We start from the raw sequence: 19,248 nt of genomic DNA, 5'->3' as shown, positions 1-19,248 counted from the left end.
GTTCACCCCTCCACGCCGTGACGCAGGCGCACATGCTTGAACTGGAAGTATTCGAGCAAGCCCTCGCGGCCGTGCTCGACGCCGATGCCGCTTTGCTTGCGACCGCCATAGGGCGCATTCATGATGCCGGCGTCGACATGGTTGATGGCGACGTTGCCCACGTCCAGTTCGGCAGCCAGACGGTGGATCTCCTTCAGGTCCTGGGTATAGGCGTAGGCAGCCAGTCCGTAAGGGGAATCGTTGACCCGGGCAATGGCCTCGTCGAGCGTATCGAAGGCGGCCACACCGACCAGCGGACCGAAGGTTTCCTCCTTCATGACCAGCATGTCGGGGGTGCAATCCGCCACGATGGTGGGCTGGAAGAAGTGACCGCGTTCGAACCCGGCGCCCGCCGGTGCCGCACCGCCCGCGACCAGGTGGGCGCCCTTGCGCAGGGCATCTTCCAGGTGTGCACGGGTCTTTTGCAGGGGCGCCGCCAGCGCCATGGCCCCGACATCGGCGTCCGGATGCTGCAGGCCATCGCCGATCACCAGCGCGCGCGTGGCCTGGGCGAACTGTTCCAGGAAGGCCGGATAGAGGGTGCGCTCCACATAGATGCGGTTGATGGCGATACAGATCTGCCCCATGTTGCGAAACGATCGCCGTACCGCGCCCTGCACCGCTGCGCCAAGTTCGGCATGGCGCGTCACCAGCAGCGCACAGTTGCCGCCCAGCTCCAGCGATAGTCGCTTGATCGCCGGGCAGGACTGCTGGATGCGCAAACCGGTCTGGCTCGATCCGGTGAAGGCGATCTTGGGAATGGCCGGATGATTGACCAGCGCCTGTCCGACCGTGGGGCCGTCGCCGGTCAGGACCGTGACCACGCCGGCAGGAATACCGGCCTGCTGCGTCTTTTCGGCAATGTAGAGAGCGGTAAAGGGAGTCGATTCGGAGGGCTTGATGATGATGGGGCAACCTGCCGCCAGTGCCGCGCAGAGTTTCCAGCCGACCAGCTCGGCAGGGTAGTTCCACGGCGTGATGGCAGCGACCACGCCGATGGCTTCGCGCACCACCAGGCTCTGGTAGCCCGGCTGGTCATTGGGGATGATCTCGCCATGGACCCGGACGGCCTCCTCGGCATAGAAATGGCAGGCCTCGGCCAGTTTCAGGATCTCTCCACGGGCTTCGTTCAGGGGCTTGCCCTGCTCCATCGTCATCACCTGCGCCATGGATCGGGCGTCATCGCGAATCAGCCGCCCCAGAGCATGCAGTGCTTCGGCGCGCACGCGGGCCGGCGCCCTCGACCAGGACCGGAACACCGCATCGGCATCGGCCACGGCGGCATCGATCTCGGCCGGCAATGCCGTGGCGATCTCGCCGATCACCTCGCCGCGGGCTGGATTTCGCACCGGCAAGCGAGGACCGCCGCCGTCGATCAGACCCCCTCGCACAAACAGCTTGCCGGTAAAACGCGCCAACAGATCTTGCATGAGCCCTCTCCTTTGCCCGTGATGAATATAGCATAACTAGATAAAACAAGAATGCGCAATCACTCGCACATCCCAATTTATCGACAAATGCACACTTAAGTCGCCATAATTACCCGAAAAGTAAAACCAGGGCGAGAATAGATGTAGTCAAACTATATTATTGATTACCACCAAGAGGAGAGCTTCCAGATGAATTCACCCCGACACCCAGACCTCAATGGCCGCCTGGCCCTGGTCACTGGCGCAGGACAAGGCATAGGCGCGGCGTGCGCACGCGCGCTGGCCGACCATGGCGCTTCGGTGCTATGCACCGATCTCGACCTCGACCGCGCCAAGAGCACGGCCCACAGCCTGGCCACGCCCGGCAAGGCCTTCCGGGTGGACGTGACCGACAGCGCCAGCCTGAATGGCTTGGCGGGCTCCTTGCCGGCGCTGGATATCCTGGTCTGCAATGCCGGCATCGTCAGCAATACGCCGGCCGAGGAGATGGAAGATGAGGAATGGGAGCGCGTGCTGGCCGTCAACCTGGGCGGCGTCTTCAAGACCTGCCGGGCGTTTGGCCGCCGCATGCTGGAACGCGGCAAGGGCAGCATCATCAACATCGGTTCGATGTCGGGCTTGATCGTCAACGTGCCGCAGCCGCAGTGCCACTACAACGCGTCCAAGGCAGCGGTCCATCACCTGACACGCTCACTGGCAGTGGAATGGGCGCAGCGCGGCGTGCGCGTCAATGCGATCGCGCCGACCTATATCGCCACACCACTGCTGCAGGAACTGGAAAAGGAGCAGGCACTCATTGCCCGCTGGATGGACCTGACCCCGCAGGCACGCATGGGCCGGCCGGAAGAAATTGCCGCCATCGCCCACTTCCTGGCCTCGGATGCGTCCAGTCTCATCACCGGTGCCGTCATCCAGGCCGACGGCGGCTACACCTGCATCTGAGGCCGGCGGCGGATCGCCATGAAAAAAGCCGGTCGCCTTGCGGCGCCGGCTTCATCGGCTTGCTGTCAGGACCTTGGCCCGGGATCAGACCCGGTAGATCTTCTCACCTGTCTGCACGATCCGGAATTTCTCATTGGACAAGGGATCGAGGGCACGGCCATCGGCCAGCTTGTAGCTGCGGCTGAACGCCTGCACCGCCTTGTCGGCCTCGTCCTGTTGCGTCTGGTACACCTCTACGTGGTAAGGGGTACCGGTCTTGCCCTTGGCATCGAATTTTTCCACCAGATCCATATGTCATCTCCTATGTCGTGGCCTTGCGCCAAGGTCAACGATAGCAGATTTGGCGGGCCTTTCCAGCGCATTGCATGTTGCACTGCACAGTCCTCCCTCCCGCCAACTGCGACACCTCAGAAGTGCAAGGTCACACCCACGCCGAACTGGCGGGTCACCTCGGCCTTGTTCAGGCCGAATTTGGCGCCTGCGTCGAGATCGACCGTCTTGCTGGGCGACCAGATCACCCCCACCAGGCCATAGGCCGGCATTTTCCGGCTGGCAGCGTCCTGGTTCTGGGCCACGCCGGTATCGGCCACCAGGCGCCACCGCTCATTGAGCCCATACCAGACCGCCGCCGAGGCGCGCCATACGGTCTTGCGCCGGGATTGCTGGTCGCTGTCGAGCTGGAAGCGGTTGTAGTTCAGGCCGAGGTTGCCATGCAGCGTCCAGGAACCGATTTCATAGGAGGCGATGCCGGTAAGGCCGGTGCTGCTGCGGCCATTGCCCAGGCCCTTGTCGGTGTCACCGCTGGGCATGAAGAGCTCCGGCTTGAGCGCCAGCGACAGGCCATCCTCGTCGTAGTAGCGCCACTTGGCCCCCAGGGAAACATCCCCGCTGCCCGTGCCGGTCGTGGCCTGGAAGGTCTGGGGCAGGTTCAGGAACAAGTCCAGCGTGTCCGTCACGCCATAGGTAAAGGTAAAGGCCCCCACATGACCCGCATCGCCATTCTGACGACTCCAGTCGGTGTTCATTTCCAGCTGTATCCCGCCTGCGCCTTGCACACCTGCATCATCGGTCAGCAGCGGATGTGCGGCAAAGGCCGGCTGGCTGATCGCCAGCAAAAGCCCGGTAAGGCCAAGAATTTTCTTTGTCAAATGCAATCCCCTTATTCTTGGTGCAATGGATGCGGCGCAAATCCTGCTCGCGCAAGTTCTCCTCCACATGGACAAGCATGCCTTGGATAAATGTCACAGAGATGTCATCGGAACAAGCCGAAGAAAGATGCGCCGCTACTATGTCAGGACACATGATCCAACAAGCGGGCGATGCGTTCCGGACAGAAAGAGCGAAGCGAAGCCTGTTGGGTGAATGTGTGTCCTCGTCGGTGGCTGCGGTAAGTGCCGTGGCTATTACGGAAGAAACATCAGGTTGGCTGGGCTCATTGAACCTTGCGCGCGGACTGGAGACGATCGTGGCGAAAGGCTGCCTGCAGGCCTTCCCTTCCACCCCAGGCGTATGCCTGAGCCCGTGATCCCGTCGGGATGACGATCTATTGTTGCCTGAGGATCAAGAAATGGGCTTCGTTTCCAGAGCGAGGGGGATAGTAGCATCGCTTTCTGACAAATCTGCAACAAAAAATTCGATATTTGCTGACAGAAACCGACGCCCCCTCTCGCTCCTCATCGCCCCGTCAGGCAGCCTGCTCGGCGGCGGCCGCCAGCTCCGGACCGATTTCGCGCAACACGCGGGTGGGAATCTTGAGCAAGGCACCCCAGTCGCTCCAGTCCCAGGAAACGCGACCGCAGACGTACTCCAGGCTCGACAACGGCAGCTCGAAACGTTCGCCCAGCGCCAGCAGGCGTGGCAAGAGCGAGGCACGCCGGGCATCGTCGGCAATACACACATCGGCGACGCAACCGGCCATCTCCAGCAGGCGGATCAGGCGTTGCTGGCGATCATCCTCGTCCAGACCACTGGCTTCGGGGTCGCAATGGTGTAAGACTGCTTCGCAGAACAGCCTGGGGAAATGCCAGTCCTGCATCATGGCGGCGGCCAGGGAGAGGTGATCAAAACCGAACACCTCTCGCTCTTCATCGCGCAAGGCCTGCCCCTGCGCACCGCCCAGCAGGATCTCGCCGTAGCGACGCGGGCGCGCGGAGGCCAGGCCCAGTTGGCCGATACCCGCCAGCAAGCCGATGGTGAACATCTCGGCCGGCGGCGCCACCTGTAGCAGGTCGCCCAGCGCCTGACCGGCACAGGCCATGGCGGTGGCACGCGCCCAGAAAGCGTCGTAGTCGAATTCCTTGCAATCGCCACGGCGGGCCGACTCGGTCAGCGAAATGGCCAGCGCCATCTGGCGCACGGCATGCAGACCGACCATCAACAACAGCTCGACGCTGACCGAGGCGATCATGCGTCCCTTGTTGATGTTGGGAATATTGGCGATCTGGATAAGACGCCCGGCCAGCACCGGATCCCCCTGCACCTGCGCCACCAGTTCCGGCAAGGCGAGGTCTTCCTGCTGGCACATCTGCATGATCTTGAGGCGCACGCCCGACGGGGCCGGCAAGACTTCGGAGTCTCGCAATTCACTGAAGGTCTGGGGATCGATGTAGGTAGACATGGTCATGCGTATTATTTTTTAACCCTTTGGATTGGCGCTATGCCAATTTACATTGCTGAAGTGCTCACTAGGATACCGAATTCAACCATCTTTTGCGTCGCCGCAATGCAAACTTTAGTCAGGGCGTCGCCATTCTGGTTCTCATGGTATCCGACACCGCTGCCGGGCGGCCCTGCCTTGATGAAGAAGAAACAAATAAGGCGTATCATCGGCCGCGCAGAGCGACCACAACCATAAAGAAGGAGAACCACAGCAATGAAGCCCATCAAGACCATCCTGGCCCTGACGTTCGGCCTGATGTCGGCGAGCGCCGGCCTGGCCCATGCCGATGCCCTGGCCGATATCCAGAAAGCCGGCGTGGTGCGTATTGGCGTGCCCCAGGATTTCGCGCCCTTTGGTTCGGTCAATACCGACCTGCAACTGCAGGGCCTGGATATCGACGTGGCCAAGCTGATCGCCCAGAAGATGGGAGTGAAGGTACAACTGGTGCCGGTGGCCAGCGCCAACCGCATCGCCTATCTGCAGACGCACAAGGCCGACCTGGTCATTTCCACCCTGGGCAAGAACGCCGAGCGTGAAAAGGTGATCGACTTCTCGCAAGCCTATGCGCCCTACAACAACAGCGTCTTTGGCGTGGAAAGCGTCAAGGTCGGCGGCCCGGCCGATCTGGCCGGCAAGACGGTCGGCGTGGCGCGTGGCACCTTCCAGGACCTGCAGCTGACCGATACCGCGCCCAAGAGCGCCACCATCAAGCGCTACGAAGACAACAACGCCATGATCTCGGCCTACGTCTCGGGCCAGGTGCAACTGGTGGGTACTGGTGACTTCGTGGCCTATGCACTGGCCGAGAAAGCCCCCAACAACAAGCCGGTGTTGAAGTACATCATCCACGAATCGAGCTGCAGCGTAGGCCTGAACAAGAACGAAGCCGCCCTGCTGGCCAAGGTCAACGACGCCATTACCGCCGCCAAGAAGAGCGGTGAGCTCAATACCATCGTCAAGAAGTGGCTCAACGTGCCGCTGCCGGCCAAGATGGCGACGACCTATCAGTGATCAGTGATTGCATCGCCGGACGTACGCAAACCTAGCGTCATGGCCTGACAATATGCAAACGACCCACAGCAATGTGGGTCGTTTTTTTTCACGTTCTCTCACCGGAATCTCCATTTTTATTTGTAGCTACAAATAATTCTTGCCAGACGATTATTTATAGCTACAATAAATCGAATGCTGATTTCATTCGATCCCCGAAAAAACGCCGCCAACATGGATAAACATGGCGTTTCGCTCACCCAGGCCAGGGACATTGAATGGGACACGGCACTGGTAGCCGCCGATGACCGGTTTGACTATGGCGAACCAAGGGAATACGTCATTGCCTATATTGGATTGCGACTCTATGTCGTGGTGTATGTTGATCGTGATGCGGTCCGGCGCATCATCAGCCTGCGCAAGGCAAACAAAAGGGAGATAGAGCGTTATGCCGAAGCTTAAAGAGGGAACGATTTTGCCAGATGCCAGGGAAGATGCCGCCATTACAGCCGCTGCCCTGTCCGATCCGGATGCTCAACCACTGAGCCAGGCGCAACTGGCCGCGTTGAAGCCGTCTCGCGGCCGTGGGCGTCCTGCGGGGAGTGGCTCCAAGGTACAAGTCACGATGCGCTTCGACCAGGACATCGTCGACGCCTTCAGGCGTGGTGGAGACGGTTGGCAAAGCCGAATGAACGGCGCACTACGGGAGTGGCTGGCGGAGCACCAGTAACCTCTCTACGAGGAGCGTCCCCGCTGCACTGCCGTTTCCTTTGTTCTGAAGTCAGAACTTCGACGACACCGCCAACCCCCACTTGCGCTCCGGATCGCCGCTATCGGGCAGCAGCCCGTTGGAATAGTCCAGACTCAGTCCGACATTCTGGTTGAAGTTATAGGTCAGCACCGATTTCCAGTAGTGGATGCTGCGTGATCCCTGCAAGGCTTTCAGTCCCGTGAACGTGGTCGTGAAATCGAATGGCAGCGCCGGATTGGTCGAGGCCAGCGTGAAACCGGCCTGGGCGCCCAGGCGGATGAAGTCCTGGTGCTGGTCATAGACGTCCGCATCGCCACGGCTGGCATAGATACCATTGCGGCTCTGCCCGATCAGGATGGGCTTGAACGCCACTCCATTGCCCCAGCGCAGAAAATCATTGAGCAAACCCGGACGCACCGGCGTCAGCGTGAAGTTGAGCGTCAGCAGGCGACTGCCATCGGTATTGTTGACCAGGTAGTCCGGCCGGGCGGTCAGGTCTTCGGTGTCAGCCGTACCGGGATGGGCGAAATGGAAGGCCGACAGCATCCCCACCTGGCTGGTGCGGGTGGTGGTCACGGTCGGATTGCCGTTGTCATAGACGGTCACGCGGTTCTGCTTGAGGCCCACATACGGCACGGCCTCGTAGGTGCTGCCGGTATCGTCCATGGGCCGCTTGTCCAGCGAATAGCCAGCATAGACCACTACATCATTGGTACGGGACTGCGCCACGTCATCGTTGGCCAGGGTCACGCGGGCGCGCTCGACCGAGGCATAGCCCGCCTGGTTGCTGCGGTCGATGGAAAGCTGGTCAGGATTGCCGCGCACGCGCACGTGCTCGAGCCAGCCCGGTTGTGGCGCGGGGGCCGGGGCAGCATTGCCAACATTGCCGGCGGTGACCGGCGGCGTGGCCGCCGCCACGACCACCGGGGCATCCTGCATGCGCGCAGCGGCGCCGGCATGCGGCAGCACCAGGGTGGCATCGGCCACCGTACAACGTAACGAGGCGCGGCTATTGCCAGCAAAGAAGGCTTCGGCATTGCTGCTGCCGGTGGCCGCAAAACGGGCATCCTTGCCATCCAGCAGGCCTTGCAGGTCCTGCGCCATGCGTTCGACATTGCAGCTGTCACCGCTGCAGGCCACGCCGGCAGCCTTCTCGGCTGCACGCTTGTGAAGCAGCCAGGCCACCAGTGCGCGTGGCGAGGACAGCGGTGCCGCTTCCTTGCCCACGGAGAGATAGGCGGTACTGACCGGATAGGTCTGGATAAGATGGGTGGCCAGCTTGTCCTTGTCCAGGCTCAGACCGGGGGAGCACAGGCTGCCGTTTTCGGCAGCCAGCGCCAGCGAGATCGCGCCAGGGGCGCACCACAGCAGCGCTGCGGCGGTCAATGGAAGTCGTGTTGGCATTCAGGTCCGGGGTCAGGAGTTCATCAGTGGCAGGCCAGGCAATGCGCGCAGTTCCAGTTGTCCCAGCAGATAGGGCTGGATCACCAGCTTGTAGCTGCCCAGGTCGAAGCCCTTGAGACTGGCAGCAGGTCTGGGGGTGAGCTGGCGGTGATCGCGATCCAGCGAACCCAGGTAGCGCCAGTGATCGATCACATGCACTTGCTGCCAGCCATCGCCTTGCTCGATGATGCCCATCGCACCGGCATAGGGCCAAGGCTGGATGCGCAAGTCCTCCAGTGCCTGCATCAGGCGCTGCTGGTGCTGTTCGCCGGACTCCTCGCCGGTGCAGGCACCGCGGCAGCGCCTGATCTGCCGGGCGAAGCAGGCCATGCCCAGGCTAGCGGCCTGTTCCAGTCCGGTCTCAATCGAACACAAAGCATGGTGCTCCACCAGCTGGTGCAGGGCATCCCGGGCAGCACGCTCGCTGGAGAAGATGCCGAAGAGATTCTCGGCACGCCCCAGTTCCGACTCGCTGACCTGGGCCACCTGTGGCCGGCCGTCCAGGTCCAGGTGCAAGGTGAACAGGCCGCGCTTGGTGCGAGGCTTCTTGTTATGACTGGGCTGCAGATCGCGCAAGAGACTATGTTCCAGCAGCGCCGCGCCCAGCTCGCCGGCAGTGCGGCGATGCTCGATACGGTGCGTCTGGCCGATCAGGTAGGCCTCTTCACGATTGTGCAGGTGCGCCAGAACACGGCTGCGCAGGTTCAGGCTGCGGCCCACATAAAGCGGCCGGTCGTCTGCGCCACGCAAGAGGTAGACGCCGCAACCATCGGGCAGGGCCTCGATGCCGGCGCGCTCAATATGCGAGGGATGCGAGGGATATGCCAGGGTCGCCGCCCGAGTCGCCGCCGGTAGCGGCGCATTGAAACTCGTGCGGGGCTGAACAGGCTGGCCATGCTCGCTCTCCTGCACCAGCAAACGCTCCACCAGCGCTGCCGGCAGCTTGCGCGGCTGGGCCGACGGTGCATGCGGCATCAGCGCGGGCATCGCGACTTGCATCAGGGGATGGGTGAAAAGCTGGATCAACGAGGTTCGCGAGCTACGGTGGCAGATGGTATTCATGGCGCTGGCCAAATCCTTCTTGTTGTTCATGTCACGTCTGGACGTGCTCTGTCGATGGTGGCGGCGTCCCGGGTAACGGGGCGCTGAGAATGGTGGGGATTATGGAGAGGCACCCGGACCGACACAGTCGGCAGGATGATGAAGATCGTGTAGGACATTGCCCATTGTCCGAGACACCGCTGGCACCGCCGAGCTGGCACGGGCGACCAAGGCAATCGAGGCCGCCATTCCTCATGCATTCTTACGCGCACTTGCGCGCTCTCCTGATATGACCGGTCAGGCCGGCCCGGTACGCTGATTACCTACCCACACGCAACCTGCGTCGAAGCGAAAGGAGCTTGCCATGAGCCACCGCAAACCCGCACAGCATCATCGTCCCACCCAGTACGACACCCCCTCGGAAGTGACGCTGGACGAAGCCAACGAGATGAGCTTCCCCAGTAGCGATCCGGTGGCCACGTCCAATATCACCCGCATCAAAAAAGCACCCGACATGGATACGGCAAGTAACGATCACCAGAACCACCACAAGCTCAGGCAGAACACGCGGAGATAGGCCCGGCTCGCCCGGTTTAAGGTGCAAGGGGATCATTCATGAGTGAAAAATCAGCGCACCTGCGGCACCACCCGCGCACGAAAGCGCAGCCTTCGCAGTAGCGCGCGGCGCATCACCACAAAGCGATGGTTGAGATGGTTGAACCAGGCTGACGAAGGTCGGAGGTGCCAGAGCGGCCCCGCTTGTCCCTAGGCGAACGGCTCGGACGGTTCCGCCTCATGCTGGCGCATGGCCTCGGCCAGCAACGCCAGCGCGGCCTTCTCGGCACTCTTGCGCTTCTTGCAGATGCGCACCGGCTGACCATGCAGGTCCATGCTCCAGAGATGATCGATGCGGGTGTCGAGATAAGCCACGAACTTGTGCTTGTCCAGCTTGGCCACGCGCGGCATGAACAGGCCGGCTTGCTGCTGCTCAACGGATTTGGCGAAGTGCTTCATGACAGGTCTCCTCGGCGCATAGGCGTGGATGGGACATGACAGGCTGGGAGCTGGGCTCAATTCAGCATAGACGATTGCAGCCGCAACGGAAGCGCATTTTCTGCTTCCATGCGTCCTTTTTACCTAAGGGATGGGCGTGTACAGCAGTGCGACTCCAGGTGACAGGCCCACCAAAGCTCACCCATCCTCACCCGGACCCGCAGGCGCATGCATACTGTCACTGTAGCCAGGACGGCCCGGCGTTTGCATCAGACAGTGCCAACGACCATTGTCAGAATCGATGAGCGTCGACCGGCCCGCCGTGTAGGTTTTTTCTGACACGCTAATCGGGCACTGTCCGATCTTCATTTTTGCAATGCATCGATACTATGCATCCAACGCACTCGAAACCGAGGACCCACATTCCGACACGAACGTCCCCCTCCGTCGTGTCATGAAAAACGTCCATCCCCCATCGGTTTATCCCCACGGGTCGTTTTCATAAGCAGAAATTCATCGAAGATTCCCCCGATCTTCGGCGTCTTATATCCCTCCCCCTCAGGCCGCCTCCCCCAGGCGGCCCTTTTTTTGTCCGTTTTCCTGGTACCTCGGGCAGGCCCGAGGGCACTGATGCAGATCAGGATTTGGCCTGTCCCCGCCCTGAGGGCTACGAGAAGAAGTATGCTTGTCGGCACATGCCATGCTGAAGGCCACGACAAGCCGTCCTGGCGCTTCAGGCACAACCCGCGCGGATCCTTCATGCCCATCAATTACCTGCGCCGTCTCACCAGTCCGGCGCGCACCGATCTCTCCAACCGCCATCTGGGCCGTTCTCTGGCCTTCATCGCCGGGGCCGTCAATGCCGGTGGCTTCCTGGCCGTGGGTCAATATACGTCGCACATGTCGGGCATCGTCTCTTCCCTGGCGGACAACCTGGTGCTGGGCGAGACCCTGCTGCTGGTGGCCGGCGCCAGCGCCCTGCTGTCCTTCATGACGGGCGCGGCCTGTTCGGCGGTGATGATCAACTGGGCCCGGCGCCGTAGCCTGCAAAGCGAGTACGCCATGCCCCTGATGCTCGAAGCCATGCTGTTGCTGTGCTTTGGCATCCTGGGCAGCAACCTGGAGAATCACCGCATGCTGTTCGTGCCGGTAACGGTCTCGTTGCTGTGCTATGTGATGGGCCTGCAGAATGCCATGATCAGCAAGATCTCCCGTTCCGAGATCCGCACCACCCATGTCACCGGCCTGGTCACCGACATCGGCATCGAGATCGGCAAGATGTGCTACTGGACGCTGGCGCCGCGCCAGCCGGGCGAAGCCCTGGGCGAGGATCCGGTACCGGGATCCTGGCGCAAGTTCCTGCTGCTGTCGTCGCTGCTGGCGATGTTCTTCCTGGGCGGCGTGGTCGGGGCGCTGGGCTTCAAGAGCATCGGTTTCCTGGCCACCATGCCGCTGGCGGCAGGCCTGTTCCTGCTGGCGCTGGTGCCGATGATGGATGATCTGGTACGGCAGTGAAAACTTTCGTGATGACAACAAAAAAGGCGCTGTACGCGCCTTTCGTTTTCTTGTTGTACCGCGGCCGCGCGCTACCCGGGCGCTAGCGGCTGCTGCCTGAGGAAACGGGCGGGTCAGACAGGTTGACGGGAATGCTCGTCCGATTGCTGCGGCTGTTGTGACTGCGGCTGCAAGGACGGGGCGCTCGGCTGCGAGGCCTGATCCTGCGGCGTGCTCTGGGTCATCTGCGGCTGGCCGGCAGGCGCCACCACCTGGGGCATAGCCGCATCGTTGGCGGCGCTCTTGCGACCATGGCTGTTCAGGCCACCCTTGCGTCCGGCTTCACGTGCCTCAGCGGAAGTGAATTCATGGGCCGCCCCCTTGGCGTGCGCAGCCTTGCCGCCCATGCTGGCGATCTGACGCTGCTTTTCACGATCCATGGCGGCAAAGCCGCGATGACTGTTTCCAGGATTTTGTGCATTTGCCATGTGTGACTCCTTGTCTTGGATAGTCGAAAGTAAGCAGAGCGACTGCCCGACCGGATGGCCCTGGCAGATGTCCACGACTGCAGTGTAGGAAGCCTGGCCCTCACCTACTATCGGAAGAGCTCTACAGCCCATGTCAGCATTGGCTGTAGGACATGAAGGAATCCGTGAAGATGAGCTTGCCCATGCCCATTTTCATTAATAGATAAATAACAAGAAACTCGCTTCCTGGCAGATTTCGTCACGCGTCAAATCAAATACTGTATATTTATACAGTTATCGAGTTTTCCCTGCCTGGATGGCAGTTCCCTGACGCAAGCCTTCATGTCGACGCCCTCTTCCCCGCTCCGTGTCCGTACGCCGGAAACGATCCATCCTTCGCTCTGGCTGGCTTCCCAGCTGGCGCGTGGCGGTGCGCGTGGCGTCTCCAGCGGCTTCGAAGCGCTGGACGCGGAGTTGCCCGACCGCGGCTGGCCGCCGGGTGTGCTCATCGAACTGCTGCTGCCACAGGATGGCATCGGCGAGTTGCGCCTGCTGCGTCCACTGCTGGCCCAAGAGCACGTACAAGGGCCGGCCAGGGCAGCGCAACGGCTGGCCCGGGCTGAACGCATCGCCTTGCTGCAAGCCCCCTATCAGGTCAATGCACCGGGCTGGGCGCACATGGGCGTAGCTGCCGCGCGCCTGCTACACCTGCAGGCCGATCATGCCGCCGATGCCGGTTGGGCGGCCGAGCAGGTCTTGCGTGCCGACAGTTGCCAGGCCCTGCTGATGTGGCAAGCCCGCCAGCGCAAGGGCGATCACGATCTGCTGCGACGGCTGCATATCGCCGCCCAGAGTGGCAATACCCTGTTTTTCATGTTCCGTCCGCTGGCCTGCGCGCGCGAGGCCTCGCCGGCGCCGTTGCGGCTGACCCTGCACGCCGCGCGCGATGGACTGGATATCGGCTTTCTCAAACGACGCGGGCCGCTGCGCGAGCAGCCCCTGTTCCTGCCCTTGTCGCCTTCACCGAATTTGCAACGCCATGCCCCTGTGGATCGCCGTACACCTGCCCTTGCTACCGCTGGAAGTCTTTCGTCCGAACTGGCTGGATGAGGCTGCATCGGTGGTATTCGAACGCGAACGCGTCAGCGCCGTGTCGGCAGCCGCGCGCGCGCTGGGGGTGCAGGAGGGCATGCGGCGCGGCGGCGTGCAACTGCTGGCCCCCGCTGCCCACCAGCACGACCGCACCCCCTTGCAGGAAACAGCCATGTTGCAACAGGCCGCCCTGGCGCTGCTGCAATACACGCCCCAGGTGGCGCTGGCCGACCAGGCCTGTATCCTGCTCGATGTCAGCGCCAGCCTGCGCCTGTTCGGAGGCATCCGCGCGCTCTGCCGCAAGATCCGCATCACCATCGCCCGGCTCGGCCTGTCGGCTACGCTGGCGTGCGCGGTGACCGCCACCGGCGCCTGGATGCTGGCGCGCTTCGGCTACGTGCGTACGCTGCGCCTGCCCTCCCTGTGGCGATGCCTGGATCGCCTGCCGGTGGTCTTGCTCAGTGCCGCCGTTCCCCATCTGGAATGGCTGCACGGTCTGGGATGCCGCCAGCTTGCCCAGTTGCGCCGGCTGCCCCGCGCCGGTTTGCAGCGTCGCTGTGGCAAGGGCTTGCTGGACATGCTCGACCGCGCCTATGGCGACGCCCCCGAGGTCCATGACTGGGTGGTGGCCCCGCCGGCGTTCAGCGCCCGCATCGAGCTGCCGGACCGCATCGACCAGACCGACATCCTCGCCACCTATGCCCAGCGCCTGCTGGCCCAGCTGGCCGGGTGGCTGGCGGCGCGGCAACTGGCCATCAAGAAGCTGCGCCTGTGGCTGGAGCACGAACGCGGTCGCCAGGCCGTTGCCCCCACCGAGCTGGGCCTGGCCCTGTCGGTACCGGCCTGGCAGGAAGACCACCTGCATACGCTGGTCAAGGAAAAGCTGGCCCGCTCCACGCTGGCGGCCCCGGCCATCGCCCTGGGGCTGGCCGCCGATGAACTGGAAGCCCAGCAGGCCGCCAGCGAACTGCTCTTTCCCGAGCCCGGCGGCAGCGCCGAAGACCATCAGCGCCTGCTGGAACTGCTGGTGGCGCGCCTGGGCGCCGACAAGGTAAGGCAAGCCGCGCCCCGCGCCGACCACCGGCCCGAGATCGCCAATCGCTGGTGCAGCGTCATGCAGCCCACGAACCGGCTGCCGGCGCCGATGACGAGCAATCCGGCCCACCTGCCCCCACGCCCCCTATGGTTGCTGGAAGAGCCGCTGCCATTGCGTCTGCACCAGCACCGTCCGGTCTACCGCAGCCCGCTGGAATTCACCTCGCCGCCAGAGCGCATCGAGGCCGGCTGGTGGGAAGGCCGGCCGCTGACCCGCGACTACTTCACCGCGCGCGACGCCCAGCATGCGTATTACTGGATCTTCCGCCAGTGGCGCGGTGGCGAACGTCCCGACGAGGAACCGCAATGGTTCCTGCACGGCCTGTTCGGCTAGGGGCTGGCCATGCGACCTGCTCCCACCGCCGGCGGCTTGCCCGACTATGCCGAACTGTATTGCCGCACCAACTTCAGCTTCCTGCAGGGCGCCTCGCATGCCCAGGAACTGGTAGACCGCGCCATCGCCCTGGGTTACCGGGCGCTGGCAATCACCGATGAATGCACGCTGGCCGGTGTGGTACGGGCGCATGCCGCCTATGTAGAGCAGTTCAGGAAGAACCAGACACTGGATTTCAAGCTCATCATCGGCAGCTGCTTCCGTTTCACCGCCCTGAAGGATGATCCCGCCCATCCGCTGGCATCGCAGACCCTGGTGGCACTGGCGCGCAACCGCGAAGGCTACGGCAACCTGTCCGAACTGATCACATTGGCCCGTACCCGCGCCGACAAGGGCGATTACCTGCTCTCACCGCAAGACCTGGAAACTCCGCCACCCGCCCTGTCCCATCTGCGCGCCCTGCCCGATTGCCAGCTGATCCTGGTGCCGGACTACCCGGCCGATGAAGACACGCTGGACGCCCAGTTGCGCTGGCTGTCGCGGCTCGCCCCGGGGCGGGCCTGGGTCGGCCAGACCCGCCTGTACCGGCCACTGGATGATCTGCACAGCGAGGTGCTGGAGCGCCTGGTCCAGCACCACGGCCTGCCGCTGGTCGCCGTGGGCGATGTGCGCATGCACCGGCGCTCGCGCAAGTACCTGCAGGACGTGGTCACCGCCATCCGCCTGGGACAGCCGGTACAGGAATGCGGCCATGCACTGGCGCCCAATGCCGAACAGCATCTGCGGCCACGGATGCGGCTGGCTATGGTCCATGCGCTCCCCGCGCTGGCGCAGACGCTGGCACTGGCGGCCGATTGCCACTTCCGCCTGGATGAATTGCGCTACGAGTACCCGGATGAACTGGTGCCACTGGGCATGACGCCGGCCCAATACCTGCGCCAGGAAACCCTGGCCGGCGCAGCGCGGCGCTACCCCGGGGGCGTACCGGGCAGCGTTCGGGCGCAGATCGAGGTGGAGCTGTCGTTGATCGCCCAGAAGGAATATGAAGCCTATTTCCTCACCGTCCACGACCTGGTCAGGTTCGCCCGTTCCCGCGACATCCTGTGCCAGGGACGTGGCTCGGCGGCCAATTCGGCGGTCTGCTACTGCCTGGGCGTGACCGAGGTCGATCCGACCTCGACGCGCCTGCTGTTTGCCCGCTTCATCAGTGAAAACCGCAATGAACCACCCGATATCGATGTCGACTTCGAGCACCAGCGGCGCGAGGAAGTGATCCAGCACATCTATCGCAAGTACGGCCGTCGCCGCGCCGCCCTGGCCGCGGCCGTACACAGCTACCGGCCGCGCGGTGCGCTGCGCGAGGTAGGCCGGGCGCTGGGCGTGGATGCAGCTATCGTCGATACGGTTGCCAAGTCACAGCACTGGTTCGACAGTCGCGAAGAACTGCTGGAGCGTTTTGCCGAAGCGGGCCTCGATCCGACGCTGCCGCAGATCGGCCTGTGGGCCAGCATCACCGGCAAGCTGCTGCGCTTTCCGCGCCACCTGTCGCAACATACCGGCGGCTTCGTGATCGCGCGCGGGCAATTGTCGCGACTGGTGCCGATCCAGAATGCCGCCATGCAAGACCGCTCCGTCATCGAATGGGACAAGGATGACCTGGAATCCCTCAACCTGCTCAAGGTGGATGTGCTGGCGCTGGGCATGCTGACCGCCCTGCGCCGCACGCTGGAACTGGTCAGTCTGCGGCGCGCACTGGCGGCGCCAATGCAGATGCACGATATCCCCCGGGAAGACCCGGCCACCTACGACATGATCTGCAAGGCCGATACCATCGGCGTGTTCCAGATCGAGAGCCGGGCGCAGATGAGCATGCTGCCGCGCATGCAGCCACGTACCCATTACGATCTGGTGGTGCAGGTGGCCATCGTGCGGCCGGGCCCGATCCAGGGCGGCATGGTTCACCCCTATCTGCAGCGGCGCGAACTGGTGCGCAACGGCGGCAGCTTCGACTATCCCGACAACACCAGCAAGAGCGGCAAGATCAGGAAGGTACTGGAACGCACCCTGGGCATCCCCATCTTCCAGGAGCAGGTGATGGATGTGGCCATCGAAGCGGCCGGCTACTCCCCCAGCGAAGCCGACGACCTGCGCCGCTCCATGGCCGCCTGGAAGCGCAAGGGGGGCATGGGGCCGCATCATGAACGGCTGGTGCTGGGCATGACCGACAACGGCTATTCGCGTGAATTCGCCGAGAGCATCTTCAACCAGATCCAGGGCTTCGGCGAATACGGCTTTCCCGAAAGCCATGCCGCCAGCTTTGCCCTCTTGACCTATTTCAGCAGCTGGCTCAAGTGCCACGAGCCGGAAGCATTCCTGTGCGGTCTGTTGAACAGCCAGCCCATGGGCTTCTATTCCCCCTCGCAATTGATCCAGGATGCGCGCCGCCATGGTGTGCAGGTGCTGCCGGCCAATGTGGTGCGCAGCCGTTGGGAGTCGACCCTGGAATTGGGTCAGGCGCGCCCCGCCGTGCGGCTGGGCATGAGCCTGTTGCGCAGCATGCCGATAGAAGCCGCACTGCGCATCGAGCAGGCCCGCCAGCAACAGCCCTTCGTCGACGTCGCCGACCTGGCCCGACGCGCTAGCTTGGACAGGCATGCCCTGCAGGCCCTGGCAGCGGGCGATGCCCTGCGCGAACTGGCCGGCCACCGGCGCCAGGCGCTATGGCATGCGGTGGGGGCAGTGCCGGATCGCGACCTGCTGCGCAGCGCCCCGCGCGCGGACGATGCGGTCGAGCTGGCCGCTCCCGGCGAAGGCGACCAGATCATCGACGACTATCGCGCCATGAACCTGACCCTGCGCCGCCATCCGCTGGCCCTGTTGCGCCAGCGGCTCACGCGTGAGCGCTTCATGAGCGTGGCTGCGCTGAACCAGTTGCAGAACCGCCAGTTCGCCTGCTGCTGCGGCATCGTCACGGTACGCCAGCGTCCGGGCACGGCCAAGGGGGTGATCTTCATGACACTGGAAGACGAGACCGGCTCGGCCAATGTCATCATCTGGCCCGCAGTGCTGGAGCGCCAGCGCAGCGAGGTGCTCAATGCACGCCTGTTGGGGGTCTATGGCAGCTGGCAATGCCAGGGTGAGGTGCGCCATCTGGTGGCGGGACGGCTGGAAGACTGGACCCACCTGCTGGGCGAACTAGAGCCGCGCAGCCGGGATTTCTTCTGATCAGGCCGCCAGCGCCAGGCGGAAGGCATTGCGCCCCTCGCTCTTGGCGCGGTACAAGGCCAGGTCGGCAGCATGGACCAGCGCATCCCAGCTGCGTACCTGACCTGGCTGCAATACCGCCAGGCCGACGCTGATGGTGACCTGGTCACCATGGTCGAAGCTGCGTGCGCGCACCGACTCCAGCAGCTGCTGTCCGACCAGGCTGGCTTCGGCGTCACCCCGGCCCGGGAAGACCGCGCAGAACTCTTCGCCGCCGTAGCGCCCAAGCAGGTCGCCCTCCTGGCAACTCTCCCGCAGCAGCGTGCCTATCCCCGCCAGCACGCGGTCGCCCATCAGGTGGCCGTGACGATCGTTGATCTGCTTGAAGTGATCGACGTCGATGAAGGCCAGGGTCAGCATCTTGCCCCCGCTGAGCGCCTGTTGCAGGGCCAGCTCGCCGCTGCGCACCAGCTCGCGCCGGTTGAGGGTGCCGGTAAGTTCATCCTCGGTGGCCAGGCGCTGCTTGTCGGCCAGCAGGCGCTCGAAATACACCATCATCAGCGACACCACCAGCAGCAAGGTGCCCCCCAGCGGAATCAGGTAGACCAGCGCCACGCCCAGGCCGCTCATGGCCGGTGGCTCGAACAAGGCCGGACGCGACTGCGACAGCAGCATGCGCCCGAGATAGGCCCCGATGAGCAGCGACACCGCCAGCAAGCCGGTGATCCGTCCGAATCCCCAACGGGCATAGCGCCGCGCCATCGGTCCCGACAAACCCAGCAGGAATTCCATCAGCAACAACAGGAAGGAGAGCTGCAGGCCCAGGATGACCAGCAGGCTGCGCTGCGCAAAGGGAAGATCCAGCAGTAGCAGGATCTCGAAGGCCACGCCGAAGAAGACGATCAACAGCGCCGGCCACCACCCCGCCTGGCGCTGGTAGAAACTGCGCAAGCCGCTCCAGGCCAGGATACAGGCCGCGAACAGGGCGGTATTGCCAGTCAGCAGGCCGAGATGGCGCAACAGGCCGACGCTGCCGCCATAACTCACTACCGTCACGCACACGCCCAATCCCGAGAGCGCACCGGAGAGCGCCCAGATACGCGTACAGCGCTCGCTGGGTGTATTGAGGAACAGCCCGGCCATGATCAGGCCGGTACAGAACTGTACGATGACCAGCGCCACGCTGGCAGTCAGAGGATCCATCCGGATTTGCTTGCCCCTCGGGCAGTGAAGATTGCAGGGAACCCCCGCTCCTGCCCGTGCGCTCAGCGACA

18 protein-coding genes are annotated in these 19,248 nt (G+C 63.4%); 9 read left to right on the top strand and 9 right to left on the bottom strand.

Annotation, left to right across the window (positions count from 1 at the left end):
• Positions 1 to 2 precede the first annotated feature (2 nt).
• On the bottom strand, positions 3 to 1,469 hold the full coding sequence (locus tag ACIPHN_RS00515) for an aldehyde dehydrogenase family protein (protein WP_400431196.1): 1,467 nt from the start codon (positions 1,467 to 1,469) through the stop codon (positions 3 to 5).
• 189 nt (positions 1,470 to 1,658) lie between these two features.
• Here ACIPHN_RS00515 and ACIPHN_RS00510 point away from each other — a divergent pair, with 189 nt between their 5' ends.
• Positions 1,659 to 2,411, top strand: coding sequence for an SDR family NAD(P)-dependent oxidoreductase (locus ACIPHN_RS00510; RefSeq protein WP_400431194.1), 753 nt, complete (start codon positions 1,659 to 1,661; stop codon positions 2,409 to 2,411).
• 84 nt (positions 2,412 to 2,495) lie between these two features.
• On the opposite strand, the gene ACIPHN_RS00505 is transcribed toward ACIPHN_RS00510, so the two are convergent.
• The 3 genes from ACIPHN_RS00505 to ACIPHN_RS00495 form a co-directional block, all read right to left on the bottom strand.
• The gene (locus tag ACIPHN_RS00505) at positions 2,496 to 2,702 is read right to left on the bottom strand and encodes a hypothetical protein (RefSeq protein WP_400431191.1); all 207 of its coding nucleotides are present in this window, start codon (positions 2,700 to 2,702) and stop codon (positions 2,496 to 2,498) included.
• 116 nt (positions 2,703 to 2,818) lie between these two features.
• Positions 2,819 to 3,436, bottom strand: a complete 618-nt coding sequence (locus ACIPHN_RS00500) for a transporter (protein WP_400431189.1) — start codon at positions 3,434 to 3,436, stop codon at positions 2,819 to 2,821.
• Between the two features lie 659 nt (positions 3,437 to 4,095).
• Positions 4,096 to 5,028 carry an HDOD domain-containing protein gene (locus ACIPHN_RS00495; protein WP_400433113.1) on the bottom strand — a complete coding sequence of 311 codons (933 nt, stop codon included), beginning with the start codon at positions 5,026 to 5,028 and terminating at the stop codon, positions 4,096 to 4,098.
• Between the two features lie 255 nt (positions 5,029 to 5,283).
• Between ACIPHN_RS00495 and ACIPHN_RS00490 the strand changes: the two genes are divergently transcribed.
• From ACIPHN_RS00490 to ACIPHN_RS00480, 3 genes are all read left to right on the top strand, one after another.
• A complete protein-coding gene (locus tag ACIPHN_RS00490) occupies positions 5,284 to 6,081 on the top strand; it encodes a transporter substrate-binding domain-containing protein (protein ID WP_400431186.1) in 798 nt (265 codons plus the stop codon).
• 174 nt (positions 6,082 to 6,255) lie between these two features.
• The gene (locus tag ACIPHN_RS00485) at positions 6,256 to 6,522 is read left to right on the top strand and encodes a BrnT family toxin (RefSeq protein ID WP_400431183.1); all 267 of its coding nucleotides are present in this window, start codon (positions 6,256 to 6,258) and stop codon (positions 6,520 to 6,522) included.
• Positions 6,509 to 6,790 (top strand): BrnA antitoxin family protein, encoded by a 282-nt coding sequence (locus ACIPHN_RS00480; RefSeq protein ID WP_400431180.1) that lies wholly within the window; start codon positions 6,509 to 6,511, stop codon positions 6,788 to 6,790. Before ACIPHN_RS00485 ends, ACIPHN_RS00480 begins: the two co-directional genes overlap by 14 nt.
• A gap of 51 nt (positions 6,791 to 6,841) precedes the next feature.
• On the opposite strand, the gene ACIPHN_RS00475 is transcribed toward ACIPHN_RS00480, so the two are convergent.
• Positions 6,842 to 8,215, bottom strand: coding sequence for a hypothetical protein (locus tag ACIPHN_RS00475; RefSeq protein ID WP_400431178.1), 1,374 nt, complete (start codon positions 8,213 to 8,215; stop codon positions 6,842 to 6,844).
• A gap of 12 nt (positions 8,216 to 8,227) precedes the next feature.
• Positions 8,228 to 9,346: a nucleotide excision repair endonuclease gene (locus ACIPHN_RS00470; RefSeq protein ID WP_400431175.1), complete on the bottom strand. Its 1,119-nt coding sequence runs from the start codon at positions 9,344 to 9,346 to the stop codon at positions 8,228 to 8,230.
• A 313-nt stretch (positions 9,347 to 9,659) separates the two neighbouring features.
• Here ACIPHN_RS00470 and ACIPHN_RS00465 point away from each other — a divergent pair, with 313 nt between their 5' ends.
• Entirely contained in the window at positions 9,660 to 9,872 is a 213-nt protein-coding gene (locus tag ACIPHN_RS00465; RefSeq protein ID WP_400431172.1) for a hypothetical protein, read from the top strand.
• A gap of 188 nt (positions 9,873 to 10,060) precedes the next feature.
• On the opposite strand, the gene ACIPHN_RS00460 is transcribed toward ACIPHN_RS00465, so the two are convergent.
• Entirely contained in the window at positions 10,061 to 10,309 is a 249-nt protein-coding gene (locus tag ACIPHN_RS00460; RefSeq protein WP_400431169.1) for a hypothetical protein, read from the bottom strand.
• Positions 10,310 to 11,047: 738 nt separating this feature from the next.
• Here ACIPHN_RS00460 and ACIPHN_RS00455 point away from each other — a divergent pair.
• The gene (locus ACIPHN_RS00455; protein WP_400431166.1) at positions 11,048 to 11,803 is read left to right on the top strand and encodes a YoaK family protein; all 756 of its coding nucleotides are present in this window, start codon (positions 11,048 to 11,050) and stop codon (positions 11,801 to 11,803) included.
• A gap of 113 nt (positions 11,804 to 11,916) precedes the next feature.
• On the opposite strand, the gene ACIPHN_RS00450 is transcribed toward ACIPHN_RS00455, so the two are convergent.
• Positions 11,917 to 12,270, bottom strand: a complete 354-nt coding sequence (locus ACIPHN_RS00450) for a KGG domain-containing protein (protein ID WP_400431163.1) — start codon at positions 12,268 to 12,270, stop codon at positions 11,917 to 11,919.
• 321 nt (positions 12,271 to 12,591) lie between these two features.
• Between ACIPHN_RS00450 and imuA the strand changes: the two genes are divergently transcribed.
• The 3 genes from imuA to ACIPHN_RS00435 are packed head-to-tail and all read left to right on the top strand — an operon-like array spanning position 12,592 to position 17,995.
• Complete coding sequence (gene imuA, locus ACIPHN_RS00445) at positions 12,592 to 13,359, top strand: translesion DNA synthesis-associated protein ImuA (RefSeq protein ID WP_400431160.1); 768 nt, start codon at positions 12,592 to 12,594, stop codon at positions 13,357 to 13,359.
• Positions 13,289 to 14,770, top strand: a complete 1,482-nt coding sequence (locus tag ACIPHN_RS00440) for a Y-family DNA polymerase (RefSeq protein WP_400431157.1) — start codon at positions 13,289 to 13,291, stop codon at positions 14,768 to 14,770. Before imuA ends, ACIPHN_RS00440 begins: the two co-directional genes overlap by 71 nt.
• 9 nt (positions 14,771 to 14,779) lie before the next feature.
• Positions 14,780 to 17,995: an error-prone DNA polymerase gene (locus tag ACIPHN_RS00435; protein WP_400431154.1), complete on the top strand. Its 3,216-nt coding sequence runs from the start codon at positions 14,780 to 14,782 to the stop codon at positions 17,993 to 17,995.
• Here the strand turns inward: ACIPHN_RS00435 and ACIPHN_RS00430 are convergent, their stop codons facing one another.
• Complete coding sequence (locus ACIPHN_RS00430) at positions 17,996 to 19,177, bottom strand: diguanylate cyclase (RefSeq protein WP_400431151.1); 1,182 nt, start codon at positions 19,175 to 19,177, stop codon at positions 17,996 to 17,998.
• Positions 19,178 to 19,248: the final 71 nt, after the last annotated feature.

The organism is Herbaspirillum sp. NPDC087042 (assembly GCF_044745245.1).
Classification (GTDB): Bacteria; Pseudomonadota; Gammaproteobacteria; order Burkholderiales; family Burkholderiaceae_D; genus Herbaspirillum.
This window is presented reverse-complemented; position numbering and strand designations above follow the sequence as displayed.

What these genes read in the sequence shown, in the direction of transcription:
- ACIPHN_RS00515 (WP_400431196.1), bottom strand. Translation starts at nt 1,469, where the DNA reads ATGCAAGATCTGTTGGCGCGTTTTACCGGCAAGCTGTTTGTGCGAGGG.
- ACIPHN_RS00510 (WP_400431194.1), top strand. Translation starts at nt 1,659, where the DNA reads ATGAATTCACCCCGACACCCAGACCTCAATGGCCGCCTGGCCCTGGTC.
- ACIPHN_RS00505 (WP_400431191.1), bottom strand. Translation starts at nt 2,702, where the DNA reads ATGGATCTGGTGGAAAAATTCGATGCCAAGGGCAAGACCGGTACCCCT.
- ACIPHN_RS00500 (WP_400431189.1), bottom strand. Translation starts at nt 3,436, where the DNA reads ATGAACACCGACTGGAGTCGTCAGAATGGCGATGCGGGTCATGTGGGG.
- ACIPHN_RS00495 (WP_400433113.1), bottom strand. Translation starts at nt 5,028, where the DNA reads ATGTCTACCTACATCGATCCCCAGACCTTCAGTGAATTGCGAGACTCC.
- ACIPHN_RS00490 (WP_400431186.1), top strand. Translation starts at nt 5,284, where the DNA reads ATGAAGCCCATCAAGACCATCCTGGCCCTGACGTTCGGCCTGATGTCG.
- ACIPHN_RS00485 (WP_400431183.1), top strand. Translation starts at nt 6,256, where the DNA reads ATGCTGATTTCATTCGATCCCCGAAAAAACGCCGCCAACATGGATAAA.
- ACIPHN_RS00480 (WP_400431180.1), top strand. Translation starts at nt 6,509, where the DNA reads ATGCCGAAGCTTAAAGAGGGAACGATTTTGCCAGATGCCAGGGAAGAT.
- ACIPHN_RS00475 (WP_400431178.1), bottom strand. Translation starts at nt 8,215, where the DNA reads ATGCCAACACGACTTCCATTGACCGCCGCAGCGCTGCTGTGGTGCGCC.
- ACIPHN_RS00470 (WP_400431175.1), bottom strand. Translation starts at nt 9,346, where the DNA reads ATGAACAACAAGAAGGATTTGGCCAGCGCCATGAATACCATCTGCCAC.
- ACIPHN_RS00465 (WP_400431172.1), top strand. Translation starts at nt 9,660, where the DNA reads ATGAGCCACCGCAAACCCGCACAGCATCATCGTCCCACCCAGTACGAC.
- ACIPHN_RS00460 (WP_400431169.1), bottom strand. Translation starts at nt 10,309, where the DNA reads ATGAAGCACTTCGCCAAATCCGTTGAGCAGCAGCAAGCCGGCCTGTTC.
- ACIPHN_RS00455 (WP_400431166.1), top strand. Translation starts at nt 11,048, where the DNA reads ATGCCCATCAATTACCTGCGCCGTCTCACCAGTCCGGCGCGCACCGAT.
- ACIPHN_RS00450 (WP_400431163.1), bottom strand. Translation starts at nt 12,270, where the DNA reads ATGGCAAATGCACAAAATCCTGGAAACAGTCATCGCGGCTTTGCCGCC.
- imuA (WP_400431160.1), top strand. Translation starts at nt 12,592, where the DNA reads ATGTCGACGCCCTCTTCCCCGCTCCGTGTCCGTACGCCGGAAACGATC.
- ACIPHN_RS00440 (WP_400431157.1), top strand. Translation starts at nt 13,289, where the DNA reads ATGCCCCTGTGGATCGCCGTACACCTGCCCTTGCTACCGCTGGAAGTC.
- ACIPHN_RS00435 (WP_400431154.1), top strand. Translation starts at nt 14,780, where the DNA reads ATGCGACCTGCTCCCACCGCCGGCGGCTTGCCCGACTATGCCGAACTG.
- ACIPHN_RS00430 (WP_400431151.1), bottom strand. Translation starts at nt 19,177, where the DNA reads ATGGATCCTCTGACTGCCAGCGTGGCGCTGGTCATCGTACAGTTCTGT.